This is a genomic window from Agrococcus sp. ProA11, from assembly GCF_039880525.1.
Lineage (GTDB): Bacteria > Actinomycetota > Actinomycetes > Actinomycetales > Microbacteriaceae > Agrococcus > Agrococcus chionoecetis.
In genome coordinates this window covers 2,447,089-2,463,385 of sequence record NZ_CP156989.1, presented here as the reverse complement: position 1 = coordinate 2,463,385, position 16,297 = coordinate 2,447,089, and the positions used below count along the sequence as shown (strand labels likewise).

14 protein-coding genes are annotated in these 16,297 nt (G+C 72.0%); 10 read left to right on the top strand and 4 right to left on the bottom strand.

What is annotated here, in order from left to right; genetic code table 11:
• Positions 1 to 3: 3 nt before the first annotated feature.
• Positions 4 to 348, bottom strand: coding sequence for a hypothetical protein (locus tag ABG090_RS11805; RefSeq protein WP_347754722.1), 345 nt, complete (start codon positions 346 to 348; stop codon positions 4 to 6).
• 322 nt (positions 349 to 670) lie between these two features.
• Between ABG090_RS11805 and ABG090_RS11800 the strand changes: the two genes are divergently transcribed.
• The 9 genes from ABG090_RS11800 to ABG090_RS11760 all read left to right on the top strand — a co-directional run bounded on the left by ABG090_RS11800 (position 671) and on the right by ABG090_RS11760 (position 11,475).
• Positions 671 to 1,921 carry a cation:proton antiporter gene (locus ABG090_RS11800; protein ID WP_347754721.1) on the top strand — a complete coding sequence of 417 codons (1,251 nt, stop codon included), beginning with the start codon at positions 671 to 673 and terminating at the stop codon, positions 1,919 to 1,921.
• 102 nt (positions 1,922 to 2,023) lie between these two features.
• Positions 2,024 to 3,046, top strand: a complete 1,023-nt coding sequence (locus ABG090_RS11795) for a 3-oxoacyl-ACP synthase III (protein WP_347754719.1) — start codon at positions 2,024 to 2,026, stop codon at positions 3,044 to 3,046.
• Between the two features lie 5 nt (positions 3,047 to 3,051).
• Entirely contained in the window at positions 3,052 to 5,895 is a 2,844-nt protein-coding gene (locus ABG090_RS11790) for an alpha/beta fold hydrolase (protein WP_347757608.1), read from the top strand.
• A gap of 31 nt (positions 5,896 to 5,926) precedes the next feature.
• Complete coding sequence (locus tag ABG090_RS11785; protein ID WP_347754718.1) at positions 5,927 to 6,892, top strand: NAD-dependent epimerase/dehydratase family protein; 966 nt, start codon at positions 5,927 to 5,929, stop codon at positions 6,890 to 6,892.
• Between the two features lie 174 nt (positions 6,893 to 7,066).
• On the top strand, positions 7,067 to 8,152 hold the full coding sequence (locus tag ABG090_RS11780; protein ID WP_347754716.1) for a response regulator: 1,086 nt from the start codon (positions 7,067 to 7,069) through the stop codon (positions 8,150 to 8,152).
• A complete protein-coding gene (locus ABG090_RS11775) occupies positions 8,149 to 9,123 on the top strand; it encodes an ATP-grasp domain-containing protein (RefSeq protein WP_347754715.1) in 975 nt (324 codons plus the stop codon). Before ABG090_RS11780 ends, ABG090_RS11775 begins: the two co-directional genes overlap by 4 nt.
• Positions 9,120 to 9,842, top strand: coding sequence for a PHP domain-containing protein (locus ABG090_RS11770; RefSeq protein ID WP_347754713.1), 723 nt, complete (start codon positions 9,120 to 9,122; stop codon positions 9,840 to 9,842). Before ABG090_RS11775 ends, ABG090_RS11770 begins: the two co-directional genes overlap by 4 nt.
• Entirely contained in the window at positions 9,839 to 11,338 is a 1,500-nt protein-coding gene (locus tag ABG090_RS11765; protein ID WP_347754711.1) for a glycosyltransferase, read from the top strand. The genes ABG090_RS11770 and ABG090_RS11765 overlap by 4 nt, the downstream gene beginning before the upstream one ends.
• The gene (locus ABG090_RS11760; protein WP_347754710.1) at positions 11,335 to 11,475 is read left to right on the top strand and encodes a hypothetical protein; all 141 of its coding nucleotides are present in this window, start codon (positions 11,335 to 11,337) and stop codon (positions 11,473 to 11,475) included. The genes ABG090_RS11765 and ABG090_RS11760 overlap by 4 nt, the downstream gene beginning before the upstream one ends.
• A 168-nt stretch (positions 11,476 to 11,643) precedes the next feature.
• Here the strand turns inward: ABG090_RS11760 and ABG090_RS11755 are convergent, their stop codons facing one another.
• The 3 genes from ABG090_RS11755 to ABG090_RS11745 form a co-directional block, all read right to left on the bottom strand.
• Positions 11,644 to 12,492, bottom strand: a complete 849-nt coding sequence (locus tag ABG090_RS11755; RefSeq protein WP_347754708.1) for an SDR family NAD(P)-dependent oxidoreductase — start codon at positions 12,490 to 12,492, stop codon at positions 11,644 to 11,646.
• A gap of 7 nt (positions 12,493 to 12,499) precedes the next feature.
• Positions 12,500 to 14,014 (bottom strand): CoA-acylating methylmalonate-semialdehyde dehydrogenase, encoded by a 1,515-nt coding sequence (locus tag ABG090_RS11750; RefSeq protein ID WP_347754707.1) that lies wholly within the window; start codon positions 14,012 to 14,014, stop codon positions 12,500 to 12,502.
• Between the two features lie 89 nt (positions 14,015 to 14,103).
• A complete protein-coding gene (locus tag ABG090_RS11745) occupies positions 14,104 to 15,264 on the bottom strand; it encodes an iron-containing alcohol dehydrogenase (protein WP_347754705.1) in 1,161 nt (386 codons plus the stop codon).
• Between the two features lie 124 nt (positions 15,265 to 15,388).
• Here ABG090_RS11745 and ABG090_RS11740 point away from each other — a divergent pair, with 124 nt between their 5' ends.
• The gene (locus tag ABG090_RS11740) at positions 15,389 to 16,285 is read left to right on the top strand and encodes a LysR family transcriptional regulator (protein ID WP_347754703.1); all 897 of its coding nucleotides are present in this window, start codon (positions 15,389 to 15,391) and stop codon (positions 16,283 to 16,285) included.
• Positions 16,286 to 16,297: the final 12 nt, after the last annotated feature.

Here is a 16,297-nt window from a genome sequence, read left to right as displayed (position 1 = left end):
GCCTTAGTTGGAGGCCTGCAGCTCGTCCATCTGCGCCTGCAGCTCCTCGAGCTGCAGCTCGAGGCGGTCGCGGTTCTCGCGCATCAGGTCGAGGCTGCTCTGCGCGATGCCCGCACGGGTCTCGAGGTCGCCGTGCTCCTCCTGCAGCGCGGCGAGCTGTGCCTGCGCGTCGGCCGCGGATGCAGCGGCGATGCCGGTGCCGGCGGCACCGAGACCGGCCACCACGACCAGCGCGGCGATCCACGGCCAGCGGCGTGCGGTGCGGGCGGGCGCCTGCTTCGGCGCCTCGGTCGTTGCGCCGGCCTCGGTTGCGGGGGTGACCTGGTCGATGGTTCCGGTGTTGCTCATGTTGATGCTCTCGTCGTGTGAGACGGATGCGCGCGCGACGGAGCGCGAGGCATCCGCCGTTGGATTGATGGGGTGAGGAGGCGCTGCAGCGAGGTCGCTCTCGTACCCCATTATCGCACTCTCCAACCTGAGTGCGCGCCGCGCGGTATCCGCCATGGGCGAAGACGCCGGTGACCGCAGCGCTCGCGCGGTCGGACCGTGCGAGGCGGGGGTGATTCGCTGCGCTCCAGGGCGACGACTGACGCCAGCAGGCCGGTGTGGAAGAGTCGCAGAGCGGGATCGTGGTCCGCTGCGGCGGGCCGGGAGAGTAGCGGAGGAAGCCATGTCAGAGCTCCTGATCATCTCGATCGTCGTGTTCGCCTTCGCCATGGTGTCGGGGCGGCTCTCCATGTCGCCGGTGACAGCCCCGATGGTGTTCACGGGCGTGGGCGTGCTGCTGGGTCTCGTCGGCGGCGAGTGGTTCCGCCTCGATCTGGAGGGCGAGGCGGTCTCGCTGCTCGTCGAGGCAACGCTCGTGCTGGTGCTCTTCACCGACGCGGTGCGCATCGATCTGCGAGCGCTGCGGCGTCAGATGGCTCTCCCCGCGCGGCTGCTGGGCATCGGTCTCCCGCTGACGATCCTCCTCGGCACGCTCGCCGCCGTCGTCCTCTTCGAGCGGCTCACGATCATCGAGGCCGCGCTCATCGCTGCCGTGCTCGCCCCGACCGACGCGGCCCTCGGGCAGGCCGTCGTGAGCGACAAGCGGCTGCCGGTGCGCATCCGGCAGACGCTCAACGTGGAGAGCGGCCTCAACGACGGGATCATGGTGCCGGTGGTCACGGTGCTGCTCGCGATCGCGGCGACCGAGACGGGCTCGGGCATGGACAACTGGGGTCTCTTCGCCGCGCAGCAGATCGGCTTCGGGATCCTTGCCGGCCTCCTGGTCGGCCTGCTCGGCGGGTGGTTGCTCGACCGTCTCGCTCGCGCCGGCCAGGTCGCGGGCGTCTACCGGCAGCTGGCCGCCATCGCCATCGCGGTCGCAGCGTTCACAACCGCCGGCGTGGTCGGCGGCAACGGATTCGTCGCTGCGTTCGTCGCCGGGCTCGCATTCGGTCATGTTGCGCGCGAGCAGAGCGAGCATGTGCAGGACTTCACCGAGGACGAAGGGCAGCTGCTGGAGGCGGTGACGTTCCTCGTGTTCGGTGCAGTGCTGGCCACCCAGGTGCTCGGATCGCTGACCTGGCAGATCGCGCTCTACGTGGTGCTCTCGTTGACCGTCGTGCGGATGCTGCCGGTGCTGCTCGCGCTCGCCTGGTCTGGGACTCGCACCCAGACGCGGCTGTTCATCGGGTGGTTCGGACCCCGTGGTCTCGCATCCATCCTGTTCGCGCTCATGGTGGCCGAGCAGCTGAGCGGCGCGGTCGGCGACACCGTCTTCTCGGTGGCGGTGTGGACCATCCTCGTCAGTGTCTTCGCGCACGGCGCCACGGCAAGCCCGTGGGCGGCCAGACTCGCGCGGCACCTGGAGGGGGCGCCGGCGTCCGCGCCCGAGATGGTCACCGTCGACGAGATGCCGACCCGGCGCCGGTTGTGACGCGGGCCGCAGATCCACGCTGCACATCCACCTGGGTCATAGGCGCACTCGTTACGCTGAACGACGGGCCCTTTCCCGATACTGGCTCGCGACGGAGGTTCTGTGGCTGGCAACGCGACCACGCGGTTCGAGAACGTCTCGCTGCTGTCGGTCGCGAGCACGCTGCCGAGCAGGGTGACGACCTCGATCGACATCGAGGAGCGACTGGGCGACGCACTCTCGCGCCTGCGGCTCAAGAGTGGCCTGCTGCGCCGCGTCGCGGGCGTCGACGAGCGCCGCAATTGGGCCGACGGCGAATCCGCCGACGACGCCACCGTGGAGGCGGGCAGGCGCGCGCTCGCCGAGGCCGGCGTCGACGCCTCGGAGGTGGGCCTGCTCATCAACACCTCGGTCACGCGCAAGCACCTCGAGCCCTCGGTCGCCGTGCGCCTCCACCACGAGCTCGGCCTGCCGACCAGCGCCATCAACTTCGACGTCGCGAACGCCTGCCTCGGCTTCGTCAACGGCATGAGCCTCGCCGGGGGCATGATCGAGTCGGGCCAGATCGACTACGCGATCGTCGTCAACGGTGAGGACGCCGACGACATCCAGGTCAACACGATCGACCGCCTGCTCGGCAGCGACATCGACCGCTCCGACTTCCTGAGCGAGTTCGCCACCCTCACGCTCGGCTCCGGCTCGGCCGCCGCCGTGCTCGGCCGCACCGACCTGCACCCCGACGGCCACCGGATCCTGGGCGGCGTCACGCGCGCCGCCACCCAGTGGCACGACCTGTGCGTCGGCAGCGCCGAGGGCATGTACACGAACGCGAAGGCGCTGCTGAAGGGCGGCCTCGACCTCGTGGTCTCGGCGTGGAAGGAATCGGCGCCGGAGTGGAACTGGTCCTCCATGGATCGCTACATCACCCATCAGGTCTCCTCCGTGCACACCAACGCGATCGTGAAGGCGGCCGGCCTCGATCCCGCCCGCGTGCCGACGACCTTCCCGCGCTTCGGCAACGTCGGCCCCGCGTCGATCCCGATCACGCTCGTGGAGGAGCAGGAGCGGCTCAAGAAGGGCGACCGCGTGCTGCTCATGGGCGTCGGCTCCGGGCTCAACACCGCCATGATGGAGCTCGCCTGGTGACAGCGCTGGCCTCGCCGTCTGCGGCGGCGCCCGCCGGCGCCGCTGCGTCGCTGCCGCCGAGCGACCTGCCCGGTCTCGACCCGGCGTGGAGCCGCCTCGTCCAGGTGCCCGGGCGCGGCCTCGACGCGGAACGCACGCGCGAGTGGCACTGCCTCGACACTGCGGATGCGCTGGCGCAGCTCGGCGTGGAGGCGGCCGGCACGATCCTGGCCGTGCACGGCAACCCCACCTGGTCATACCTGTGGCGCCGCATCGCCGCCGAGTCGCTGCGGCGCGCGGCCGCGGGGGAGACCGCCTGGCGCGTGGTCGCGGTCGACCAGCTCGAGATGGGCTTCTCTGAGCGCACGAAGCTCGCCGTCGGCGCCCGTCGGCACCGCACGCTCGCGCAGCGCGTCGCCGACCTGTCGGCGTTCACGGATGCGCTGGATCTCCACGGCCCGGTCGTCACGCTCGGGCACGACTGGGGCGGCGTCATCTCGCTCGGCTGGGCGATCGACCATCCGGAGTCGCTCGCGGGCGTCGCGCTGCTGAACACCGCCGTGCACCACCCGGAGGGCACCCCGATCCCGGCACCGCTGCGACTCGCGGGCGCTCGCGGGGTGCTGAGCGCGGCGACGGTCGCGACCAGCGGCTTCCTCGACACCACGCTGGCGCTCGCGTCGCCGTCGCTCGAGCCCGAGGTGCAGGCCGCGTTCCGCGCGCCGTACGGCTCCGCATCGCGGCGCCAGGGCATCGGCGGCTTCGTCGCCGACATCCCCGTCGACGCGCAGCACGAGAGCTTCGCCGAGCTCAAGCGCATCAACGCCGGTGTCGCCGCGCTGACCGTGCCCGCGCTGCTGCTGTGGGGGCCGAGTGACCCGGTCTTCGGCGACCGCTACCTGGATGACCTCATCGACCGGATGCCGCACGCCGACGTGCACCGCTTCGAGGGCGCCAGCCACCTCATCGCCGAGGACCGCCCCTACGCCCCCGCCGTCCTCGACTGGCTCGCCCACTCGCCCACCTCGCCGGTCGAGGAGCCGCCGAAGGCGGCGTCACGAGACCAAGCCGCCCACCCCGCCCTCACCCCGTCGGTCGAGGAGGGCATCGGCGAAGCCGACGCGCGTCACGAGACCAGAGCCCCCTTCACCCCCCTCTGGCACGGCCTCGACCAGCGCGCCGGCGACGCCGCCGTCGCCGTCATCGACATGGCCGCGCGCGGCGGCGGCCAGCGCCGCGTCAGTTGGCGGCAGCTCGACACCCGCGTGCGCGAGCTCGCCGCCGGCCTGCACGCCACGGGCATCCGCAAGGGCGACCGCGTCTCGCTCCTCCTGCAGCCCGGTCCGACGCTCACCGCCGTCCTCTACGCCTGCCTCCGCATCGGCGCCGTCGTGGTGGTCGCCGACGCAGGCCTCGGCATCCGCGGCCTCACTCGCGCCGTGCGCGGCTCCTGGCCCGACGTCGTCATCGGCGAGCGCCTCGGCCTCACCGCCGCCCGCGCGCTCGGCTGGCCGGGAACCCGCATCTCCGCCGAACGGCTGCCGCGCGTCGCAGCCGCGGCGCTCGGCGTCTCGCGCAGCCTCGCCGATGTCGCCGAGCTGGGGCGTGGCGTCCCCGACTCCGAGCAGCCCGACCCCGAGCAGCCCGGCCCCGACGACGAGGCCGCGATCCTCTTCACCTCCGGCTCCACCGGTCCCGCGAAGGGCGTCGTCTACCGCCACGGGCAGCTGAGCGCCCTGCGCGACGTGCTCGCCGCCCACCTCGACATCTCGCCCGAGATCGGGCTCGTCACCGGCTTCGCGCCGTTCGCGCTCCTCGGCCCGGCGCTCGGCACCCGCTCGGCCACACCCGACATGGATGTCTCCGCGCCGCGCACGCTCACCGCCAGAGCGGTCGCCGATGCGGTGCGCGCGTCGGTGGCGGGCATTGTCTTCCTCTCGCCCGCCGCGATCCTCAACGTGGTCGAGACGGCGGATGCGCTCACCGCCGACGACCGCCGCGCACTCGAGCGCGTGCGCACCTTCCTCTCCACCGGCGCGCCGATCAGCGCGGCCATGCTCACCGCCGTCGCCGAGCTGATGCCCAACGCCACCCCGCACACCCCCTACGGCATGACCGAGTGCCTGCTGGTCGCCGACATCACGCTCGACGGCGTGCGCGCGGCGGCCGAGGCTCCGGATGCCGGTGTCTGCGTCGGCACGCCGATCGGCGCCAACCGCGTGCTCGTCAGCGCTCTTGACGCGGACGGCCGCGCGACGGGGGAGCCGAGCGCGACCCCCGGCGTGCTCGGCGAGGTCATCATCTCGGCCCCGCACCTCAAGCAGCGCTACGACCGCCTCTACCTCACCGACCGCGCCGCAACGCGCGACACGGAGTCACTCTCGCCGGTCGAGGAGCGTGCGCCGCAGGCGCGCGCGTCACGAGACCAGACCGCCCCCACCGCCCGCTGGCACCGCACCGGCGACATCGGCCACCTCGACGAGCACGGCCGCCTCTGGGTCGAGGGCCGCATCCAGCACGTGATCGTCACCGCCGACGGCCCGGTCGCGCCCGTCGGCCCCGAGCAGGATCTCGAGGTGGTCGACGGCGTGCGCCGGGCGGCGGTCGTCGGCATCGGCCCGCACGGGCTGCGGCAGGCGGTCGCGGTGATCGAGCCCGCCGCCGACGGCTCTCGCCCGCAGGCGCGCCCCGGGCTCGCCGACCCGCAGCTGACCGCCGCCGCACGCGAGCGCTCGCGGGCGCCGCTCGCGGCGGTGCTCGTCGTGCCGCAGCTGCCCACCGACATCCGCCACAACTCCAAGATCGACCGGTCGCGCCTCTCCGAGTGGGCCGAGCGGATGCTCGCCGGCGAGCGGGCGGGCAAGCCGTGATCACGCGCTCGAGCAGCACCGGGAGCCGCCGGTGAGGGTGCTCGCAACCGGCGCCTCCGGCTTCCTCGGCCGCGCCGTCGCGGCGGCGCTCGTCGACGCCGGCCACGAGGTGCGCACGCTGCAGCGGCGCCCCTCGAGCGTGCCAGGCGCGACGGATGTGCTGGGCTCGGTCGCCGACCCGACGCACGTGGCGCTCGCCATGGAGGGCGTCGAGGGCGTCGTGCACCTCGCGGCGAAGGTGTCGCTCGCGGGCGACCCCGACGACTTCCGCCGCGTGAACGTCGAGGGCACGCGCACGCTGCTGGATGCCGCCGAGCGTGCGGGCGTCGCGCGCTTCGTGCAGGTCTCCTCGCCCTCGGTCGCGCACACCGGCTCGTCGCTCGCGGGCGTGGGCGCCGAGCCCGCATCGCCCGAGCACGCGCGCGGCGACTACGCCCGCACCAAGGCCGCCGCCGAGCTGCTCGCGCTCGAGCGCGACACCGAGACCATGCACGTGCTGGCCGTGCGCCCGCACATCGTCTGGGGTCCGGGCGACACGCAGCTCATCGAGCGCGTCGTGGAGCGCGCCCGGCGCGGCCGCGTGCCGCTGCTGAGCGGCGGACGCGCACTCATCGACACCACCTACGTCGACAACGCGGCCAGCGCGATCGTCGCCGCACTGCACCGAGCGGATGCCGCCCACGGCAAGGCCTACGTCGTCACCAACGGCGAGCCCCGGCCGGTCGCCGACATCCTCGCGGGCATCTGCCTGGCCGCAGGCGTGCCGGTGCCGCGCCGCAGCATCCCCGCCGGTCTCGCGCGCGCGGCCGGCTCGGCCGTCGAGCGCGTCTGGGCGATCCGCCCGGGCAGCGACGAGCCGCCCATGACGCGCTTCCTCGCCGAGCAGCTCTCGACCGCGCACTGGTTCGACCAGCGCGAGACGCGCGCCGCGCTCGACTGGGCGCCGACGGTCACGATCGACGAGGGCCTGCGCCGCCTCGCCGCCCACTACGCCTAGCCGCCCCCCCCGCCCCGCCCCCGCGGGGCCAGCCGACGCGTGTCAGGTTGTTGCTGTCCCTGCGCCGCAGAACTGCAACAAGTTGACACGCGCCGCACAGGAGGGGGCTTCAGGGCGAGACAGGGTCGGAAATATAGCGGATTGCGCAGATTTGAACCGGTAGCCTGGCTACAAATGACGTCTCCCCCGCTCCGCGTCCTCGTCCTGGAGGACGACGACGACGTCGCCATGCTCGTGGTGACCGTGCTCGAGCGACGGCTCGGCTGCGAGGTGCGACGGATGCCGAGCGTCGTCGGCTTCGTCGAGGAGATGCGCGAGTTCGCGCCCGATGTGGTCGTCACCGACATCGAGATGCCCGGCGGCAGCGGCCTCGACCTGATCACCACCGCTCGCGACCTCGACCCGCACTTGCCCATCATCCTGATGACCGCGCACGGCTCGGTCACGTATGCGGTGACCGCCCTGCGCGCCGGCGCCGACGAATTCCTGCAGAAGCCGCTGTCATCGGCCGACCTGATCGCCGCGGTCGAACGCCTCGGCCTCGCGGCCCGGCGCAAGCGGGCAGCGCGCGTCGCGCGATCGGTGCTGGCCATCGGCGCGCACCCGGATGACGTCGAGATCGGCGTCGGCGGCACACTGGCCGCACACGCGGCGGCGGGCGACCCGATCACGATCCTCACGCTCTCCCGCGGGGCGCGCGGCGGCAGCGCCGACGACCGGCAGCACGAGTCGCTCGCGGCAGCCGAGCTGCTGGGCGCGCGACTGTTCCTGAAGGATCTGACCGACACCGCCATCTCGAACTCCGACCCGACCGTCGGCATCATCGAGCGTGTGGTCGCCGAAGTGCTGCCGACGACGGTCTACGTGCACTCCCGCAACGACCGGCACCAGGATCACCGCGCCGTGCACGAAGCCGCCATGGTCGCGACGCGCAACGTGGCCCAGGTCGGCTGCTACCAGAGCCCATCCGCGACCATCGGGTTCGCGCCGACCCGCTTCGTCTCGATCGACGGCTACGTCGATGCGAAGCTCCGGCTGCTGGAGAGCTTCGCGTCGCAGAGCGGCATCCGCAACTACCTCGCACCCGACCTGGTGCGGGCAACCGCACGCTATTGGTCGCGCTTCGGCACCGGCACGCACGTCGAGCCGCTCGAGATGATCCGCGATGCGCGCGGTATCGAGGCTGCGTCGGAGCACGCACACCGCGGCCGCGACCAGCTCGGCGGCGCATTCGAGACGACCAGTGGAGAACGACCATGACGACCCGAGTGCTCGTAACCGGAGCGGGCGGAGCAGCCGGCGTCGCCGTCATCCGCTCCCTGTTGCAGCGCGGTGACCTGGAGGTCTTCGCCGCCGACATGGACGGCTGGGCGAGCGGCCTCTACCTGGTCGACGCCGAGCATCGGCGCATCGTGCCGCCGGGCAAGGCCCCCGGATTCGTGGATGCTGTCAGCGCGCTCGTCGCCGTCGATGGGATCGACGTGGTCGTCTCGACCGTCGACGTCGAGCTCGTGCCGCTGAGCGCCGAGCGGGATGCGCTCGGGGCCGTGCTGGCGGCGCCGTCCGAGGCCGCGCTGCGCACCTGCCTCGACAAGTGGCTGCTCGTGCAGGCGTGCGCCCCGCACGCGCGCGTGCCGCAGACCGCGGTGCTCGACGACGCGGGCGTGGCCGTCGACTGGACCTTCCCGGTGATCGTGAAGCCGCGCAGCGGCGCCGGCTCGCGCGGGGTGCACCTGGTCGACGACCGCGCCGCACTCGAGGCGGAGCCGCGCGATGACGCCTGGATCATCCAGGAGAACCTGCCCGGCGAGGAGTTCTCGGTCGACGTGCTCATGGGCGCCGACGGCACCGCGATCGCCGCCGTGCCGCGCCTGCGCGCGCGCGTCGACTCCGGGATCGCGATCGCCGGCCGCACCGTGCACCGCGACGAGCTGGAGCGCACGGCCGAGGCCTGCGCCGCGGCCGCCGGGATCGTCGGCGTCTGCAACGTGCAGCTGCGCTACGCCACCACCGGCGAGCCGGCGCTGCTCGAGATCAACCCGCGCTTCCCCGGCTCGATGCCCCTGACGATCGCAGCTGGTGTCGACATGCCGTCGCTCGCCATCGACCTCGCGCTCGGCCGCCCGGTACCAGAGCGCGTGCCGTTCGCAGAGATCGCGAACGTCCGCTACCTGGAGGACGTGTTCGTCGCGACCAGCGAGATCCTGGCCGGGACCGAGGCCGTGCGATGACGCACCCGGAGCTCGCCGGCGACTGGCACATCCACTCGACCTTCTCCGACGACGCCGAGAGCACGCTCGCCGAGAACGTCGCCGCGGCCGTCGCGCGCGGCCTGCGGGAGATCCGCCTGATCGACCACGTGCGCGTCGACACCACCTGGGTGCCGGAGTTCCTCGCCGCCGTGCGCGCGCTCGACGTGCCGCCCACGCTGACCGTCCGTACCGGCGTCGAGGCGAAGATCCTCGATGCGTCGGGCACCCTCGACATCCCGGCCGACCTGGTCGTCGGGCCCGGCGGCATCGACGGCATCGTGATCGCCGACCACCAGTTCCCGGGTCCGGACGGGCCGTGGAGCCCGTCGCGCACCGCTGCCGCACTCGCCGACGGCCTGAGCGCCGCCGATGCGGTCGCCACGCTGGTCGGTGCCACCATCGCCGCCATGGAGCGCGCCGGAGGCGGCGCGCAGCTCGCGCATCCGTTCTCGATCCTGCCGAAGATCGGGCTCGACGAGCGCGACATCGACGACGAGCTGCTGCGCGCATGGGCCGAGGCGGCCGCGCGCACCGGCACCCGCATCGAGGTCAACGAGAAGTGGGGATGCCCGAGCCCGCGCGCCGTGCGCGCCGCACGGACCGCAGGCGCAGCCCTCGTCGCATCCACCGACAGCCACACGGCCGACGACATCGGGCGCTACGAGCGGGTCGCCGCGATCCTGGAGGAAGCAGCATGACCGGTGCGGAGTGGCTGAACATCGGTGAAACGGTGCTCGTGGTGGTGCTCGTCGCCATGGTGCTCATCGGCGCGGTGCCCGCGTTCGTGATGGCGAGCCAGTTCCTGCTGGTGCCCGTGCACGGATTCGTCAACCACCTCAAGCGCAGCGCACCGACGAGCCCGCGCGTCGCCGTGATCGTGCCCGCCTGGAACGAAGGGGCCGTGCTGGCCGAGTCGATCGACCGACTCATGCGGCTCGAGTATCCCGACGGGCGCCTGCGCATCTACGTCGTCGACGACGCCTCCACCGACGACACCCCCCAGGTCGTGCAGGCGAAGGCGCTGCAGTACCCGGGTGCCGTCTTCCACCTGCGCCGGGAGGTCGGGGGCGAGGGCAAGTCGCACACCCTCAACCACGGCATCCGCCACGTCATGGCCGACGACTGGATGGAGGCGCTCCTCATCATGGACGCCGACGTCATCTACCTGCCGGACTCGCTGCGCAAGATGACGCGCCACCTCGCCGACCCCGAGGTGGGCGCCGTGACCGCCTACATCCGCGAGGGCAGCGCCGACAAGAACTACCTCAGCCGCTTCGTCTCCTTCGAGTACGTCCTCGGCCAGCTCGGCAGCCGCCGCGCGCAGAACGTGGGCGGCGCCATCACTTGCCTGGCGGGCGGCGCGCAGCTGCACACGCGGCGCAACATCGAGGATCTCGGCGGCGCGATCGACACGAGCTCGCTCGCCGAGGACACGGTGACGACCTTCGAGACCCAGCTTTCCGGCAAGCGCGTCGTGTTCGAGCCGCTCGCGGTGGTGCTGGCCGAGGAGCCGCAGCGGGTCGGCGCGCTCTGGAAGCAGCGGCTGCGCTGGGCGCGCGGCAACGTGCAGATCACCAAGCGCTACCGCGACATCTGGTTCCGGCCCTCGAGCGAGCACCGGCTGGGCTCGATCTTCTTCGGGCTCGCCTGGTTCGGCATCTACCTGCTGCCGGTGTTCATGATCATGGCGTCCATCGGGCTGATCTCGCTCTACGTGATGGAGTCGCCGATCTCGGAGTTCATCTTCCGATCCATGTGGATCGTCGTCGGCGCGGCCAGCATCTACACGATCACGCTCGCCGCGATGCTCGACCCCGGCATCACGCGCACCGCGTGGCGCGAGGTCGTGCTCTTCCCCGGTGTGCTGTTCACGATCGTCGTGCTCTCAGCGTTCTTCCCCGGCTTGTTCACCGAGCTGGTGCCCTCGCTGTTCGGCCTGCGGATGACCGAGACCGGCATCGACATCTGGTACATCGCGATCTATGCGTGGATCTCGCTGTGCATCCTGGGCGCCTGGGGAGTGAAGAAGCTCGACGAGGCGAACGCACCAGAGTGGCTGATGGCCATGACCGTCTACCTGCTCGGCTACGGGCCGATCCTCGTCGCCATCACCTTCGACTCCTACGTCAAGGAGGCGCAGGGGGCTGCGATGGTCTGGGACAAGACCGAGAAGACAGGACGGGTGATGGCATGAGCGGGCTCGACTTCGAGGCGGAGCAGCAGGAGATCGAGCGCGACAAGCGGGTCGAGCGCCACCTGCTGGTGCAGGCCGCCATCGCCGCGGCCATCGTCTCCGCCTTCGTCATCGTCCGGACGCTGATCGTCGGCTGACGAGGCGCGCGCCGCAACCCCGCTCACCGCGCCCCCTCGCTCGCTCCGCCCGCCCATCCGGCGCGCGCGTGTCAGGTTGTTGCACTGTCGCGGCCCGAACTCAGCAACAACCTGACACGCGCGGGCGGGCGGGCTGGCGGGCTGCGCGGGGCTGGGCGGGCGCGCGGGTCAGCGGGTGGCTGCCGCCTCGGCGAGCATGCGCGCGCGCTCCGTCACGTGCGAGGGGAGCGGATGCGTCAGCACGTACGCGCGGTCGTGCACGATGGCGTCCACCACCATGGGGCCGACCAGCGCGGGGTCGATCGCGTCGCTCGCACTCGCGCCGGTGTCCGAGGGCTGCCCCTCGGTGTACGTCGTCCACGGCACGACGCCGCGCGCCTCGGCTCGCTCATCGGCTGAGCGCAGCCGCTCGCTGGAGGCGAAGTCGGTGCGCACGGGGCCGGGGAAGAGCACCGTCACGCCGATGTCCAGCCCGGCGGCCGCGTACTCGGCGCGCACGGCCATCGAGAATCCGTCGACCGCCGCCTTCGACGCCGTATAGGCGGCGTGGCCGGGGATGGGCTGCAGCACCGCGCGCGACGCCGTGTTCACGATGTGCGATGGCAAGCCGGAGCGGCCCATCCGCGGCGCGAACGCGCGATGCCCGTGCAGCACGCCCCAGAAGTTCACCGCCATGATCCAGGCGAAGTCATCGGTCGAGGCATCCCAGCTCGCGCGATACGGGCGCCAGGTGACGCCCGCGTTGTTCACGAGCACGGCGATGTCGCCGAAGGCGTCGAAGCTGGCGTCGGCGAGCGCCTCGACGTCCGCCTGCTGCGACACGTCGGTGCGCACCGCGATCGCGCGCCGCCCGAGTCCGCGGATCTCGTCCCGGACGCGCTCCGCGGACTCCAGCTCGATGTCGGCCAGCACGACATCCATGCCCTGCTGCGCGAGCGAGAGCGCGATGGACCGGCCGATGCCACCGCCGCCGCCGGTCACGACGGCGCCGCGACCGGCCAGCTGCTCGACGCGCATGCCGAGCTCAGTTCTCGGGGAAGCCGAGGTTGAGGCCGCCGTGGCTGGGGTCGAGCCAGCGCTGCGTGATCGCCTTCTCGCGGGTGAAGAACTCGAAGCCGGCCGCGCCGTAGGCCTTCGAGGATCCGAACAGCGACTGCTTCCAGCCGCCGAACGAGTGGTAGGCGACCGGCACGGGGATCGGCACGTTGACGCCCACCATGCCCACCTGGATCTCGTTCTGGAACTTGCGCGCAGCGCCGCCGTCGTTCGTGAAGATCGCCGTGCCGTTGCCGAAGATGCCGGAGTTGATGAGCTCGACGCCCTCCTCGAACGACTCGATGCGCACGATCGAGAGCACCGGGCCGAAGATCTCCTCCCGGTAGGCGCGCGACGTCGTCGGCACGTTGTCGAGCAGCGTCGGGCCGAGCCAGAAGCCGTCCGCGTCGCCGTCGACCTCGATGCCGCGGCCGTCGATCGCGACCGTCGCGCCATCCTCGACGGCGATGTCGATGTAGCCGGCCACCTTGTCGCGGTGCGCCTCGGTGATGAGCGGCCCCATGTCGGTGCCGCGGCGGCCATCGCCGATGCGCAGCGTCGACACCCGCTCCTTGACCTTCTCGATCAGCGCATCCGCGACCGAGTCGATCGCCAGCACGACCGAGACTGCCATGCAGCGCTCGCCGGCCGAGCCGAAGCCCGCGTTGACCGCGGCGTCGGCGACCAGGTCGAGGTCGGCATCCGGCAGCACCAGCATGTGGTTCTTCGCGCCGCCGAGTGCCTGCACGCGCTTGCCGTGCTGCGCGGCGGTCTCATAGATGTACTGCGCGATGGGCGTCGAGCCGACGAAGGACAGTGCCTGCACCTCGGGGGCCGTCAGCAGGCCGTCGACCGCGACCTTGTCGCCATGCAGCACGTTGAAGACGCCGTCGGGCAGGCCCGCCTCCTGCAGCAGCTCGGCCATCCACATCGCCGCAGAGGGATCCTTCTCGCTCGGCTTCAGCACCACGGTGTTGCCCGCGGCGATCGCGACCGGGAAGAACCACAGCGGCACCATCGCCGGGAAGTTGAAGGGGCTGATGATGCCCACGACGCCGAGCGGCTGCTTGATCGAGAAGACGTCCACTCCCGTGGAGACGTTCTCGCTGTAGGCGCCCTTGAGCAGGTTGGGGAACGCGGTCGCGAGCTCCACAACCTCGAGGCCGCGTGCGATCTCGCCGCCGGCATCCGAGACGACCTTGCCGTGCTCGCTCGTGATGATCTCGGCCAGCTCGCCCTTGCGCTCGTTGAGCAGCTCGCGGAAGCGGAACATGATCGCCTGCTTGCGGGCGATCGACAGGTCGCGCCAGGCGGGGAATGCCGCGTGCGCCGCCTCGATCGCGGCCCGCGCCTCGGCCTCGTCGGCGAGCGCGACGTGCTTCGTGACGACGCCGCGCGCCGGGTCGTAGACGGGTGCGGTGCGGCCGCTCGCGCTCTCGTGCGCCTTGCCGCCGATCCAGTGGTGGACCTTGGTGGTCTTGGTGGTCTGCTCGGTGATGGTCATGGATGCTCCTGCTCGGTGGGATGTCGGGGTCACGCGTCGACGGCTCAGGCCTAGACGGCTCAGGCGTAGACCGCTCAGGCGTAGACCGCTCAGGCGTAGATGGCCGTGTACAGCTGCGCGACCTGTTCGGCCGTCGGCACGCGGGGGTTGTTGTTGGGGGATCCGGAGGCCAGTGCCTGCTGCGCCATCACCGGCACCAGCGCGTCCCAGGTGGCGCGCTCGATGCCGCGCAGGGCCGGCGTCGGGACCTCGAGCTCGACCGCGAGCGCGCGCAGCTCGGCGACCAGCCGGTCGGCCGCGGCGGCGTCGGTGTCCTCTGCGCTCGCGACGCCCAGCTCGCGAGCGCAGGTGGCGTAGCGCTCCACGGCGTCCTGCACCGAGAACGCGGTGATCTCGGCGAACAGCATGGCGTTGGCCATGCCGTGGGCGATCTGGAAGTGGGCGCCGAGCGGTCGGCTCATGCCGTGCACGAGCGCGACGCTCGCATTCGAGAAGGCCATGCCGGCGAGCGTCGCCGCGGTCATCATCTCCTCGCGGGCGACGCGGTCGGCGCCGTCGCGGTAGGCGCGGCGGAGGAAGCGGCCGATGCGGCCGATCGCGGCGAGCGCGTAGGTGTCGGAGACCGGGTTGGCCTTGCGGCTCACGTACGCCTCGATGGCGTGCGTGAGCGCGTCGATGCCGGTGTCGGCGGTCAGGCGCGGCGGCATCGAGAGCGTCAGCTCGAAATCGACCACGGCGGCCTTCGGCAAATAGCCGGGGCCCGCGCACAGCATCTTCTCGTTCGTCTCGCTGTCGGTGATGATCGTGAACTGCGTCACCTCGGAGCCCGTGCCCGCGGTCGTGGGCACGGCGATCACGGGGAGCGCTTCGCCGGTGAACTGGAACGGAGCCTTCAGCTCGCGCATGTGGCCGCCGCGCACCGCGAGCACCGAGAGCGCCTTCGCGGTGTCGATCGGGCTGCCGCCGCCGAGCGCCACGATGCTGTCGGCGCCGTGCGCGCTGATCGCGTCCAGGCCCGCCTGCAGCGAGTCGGTCGTGGGGTCGGGGATCGTGCCGTCGAAGACCGCGGGCTCCTGGCCCGACGCGCGCAGCGCATCCGCGACCTGCGCGGCCACGCCGACCGAGACCAGGAACCCGTCGGTCACCACGATCGGGCGCGCGACGCCCATGGTCGCGAGCAGCTCGCCGATGCTGCCGACGCTGCCCGCGCCGAATCGGAGGACGGGAGGGGTGTGGATGTCGATGCTCACCAGTGACACGCCTTCGTGATCGGCCCAGAGAGGGGGAAAGTGGATGGCTCCACTCTGCGATGCACCGATGCAGGCGTCAACGGCTAATCCCGCAGATTCGACTGCAGAAGTGCAGACTGTTCCTATGGACACCGAGAACCTGCGCTACCTGCTGGAGGTCGCACGCACCGGTCGGCTGCGCGAGGCGGCGGCACGGCTGCAGGTCGATGAGACGACCGTCTCCCGCCGCATCAGCCGACTCGAGCAGGAGCTCGGCGTGCGGGTGTTCGACCGCACCCCGCAGGGGTGGCGCATCACCGAGCCCGGCAGGCTCGTGGTGCCGCATGCGGAGGCGATCGAGTCGAGCGTCTCGCGCGCCATGGAGGCCGTCGCGTCGCGCGCCGGCGAGCTGAGCGGCGCCGCGCGCATCCTCGCGCCCGACGGCTTCGGCGCCAACGTGCTCATGCCGGGCCTGCGCCCGCTGCTCGACACCTACCGCGGCCTCTCGCTCGAGGTGATCACGGCGACCAGCCACGACCTCATCACGGCGCGCGACTTCGACGTGGCGGTGACGCTCGAGCAGCCCTCGCCGCGCGCCGCGGCCGTGCAGCACCTCGCCGACTACGAGCTGCGCTGCTATGCCTCGCGCGAGTATCTCGGCCGTCGTGGCACGCCGGAGTCGGTCGACGAGCTCCGTCGCGACCACGACCTCATCTGGTACGTCGACGCGATGCTCGACGTCGTGCCGCTGCGGATCCTCGATGAGCTGCTGCCGCGGGCGCATGCTCGCCTGCAGACCACGAACATCACCGGCCAGCACAGCGCGGCACGCGCGGGCCTGGGCGTGGCGCTGCTGCCGGCCTACATCGGCGCCACCGATCCCGAGCTCGTCGGCGTGCTGCCCGACGAGCTGCGCATCAGCCGCACCTACTGGCTCGTCGTGCCGCGCGATCTCAGCGAGCTGCTGCGCGTGCGCGAGATCTCCCGGGCGATCCGGGCGCTCGCCGCGGAGCATCCCTACCTCACGACTCGCGCGAACTGAGCCGGGTGAGCT

Coding starts and splice junctions, on each gene's coding strand:
- ABG090_RS11805 (WP_347754722.1), bottom strand. CDS start 348: ATGAGCAACACCGGAACCATCGACCAGGTCACCCCCGCAACCGAGGCC.
- ABG090_RS11800 (WP_347754721.1), top strand. CDS start 671: ATGTCAGAGCTCCTGATCATCTCGATCGTCGTGTTCGCCTTCGCCATG.
- ABG090_RS11780 (WP_347754716.1), top strand. CDS start 7,067: ATGACGTCTCCCCCGCTCCGCGTCCTCGTCCTGGAGGACGACGACGAC.
- ABG090_RS11775 (WP_347754715.1), top strand. CDS start 8,149: ATGACGACCCGAGTGCTCGTAACCGGAGCGGGCGGAGCAGCCGGCGTC.
- ABG090_RS11770 (WP_347754713.1), top strand. CDS start 9,120: ATGACGCACCCGGAGCTCGCCGGCGACTGGCACATCCACTCGACCTTC.
- ABG090_RS11765 (WP_347754711.1), top strand. CDS start 9,839: ATGACCGGTGCGGAGTGGCTGAACATCGGTGAAACGGTGCTCGTGGTG.
- ABG090_RS11760 (WP_347754710.1), top strand. CDS start 11,335: ATGAGCGGGCTCGACTTCGAGGCGGAGCAGCAGGAGATCGAGCGCGAC.
- ABG090_RS11755 (WP_347754708.1), bottom strand. CDS start 12,492: ATGCGCGTCGAGCAGCTGGCCGGTCGCGGCGCCGTCGTGACCGGCGGC.
- ABG090_RS11750 (WP_347754707.1), bottom strand. CDS start 14,014: ATGACCATCACCGAGCAGACCACCAAGACCACCAAGGTCCACCACTGG.
- ABG090_RS11740 (WP_347754703.1), top strand. CDS start 15,389: ATGGACACCGAGAACCTGCGCTACCTGCTGGAGGTCGCACGCACCGGT.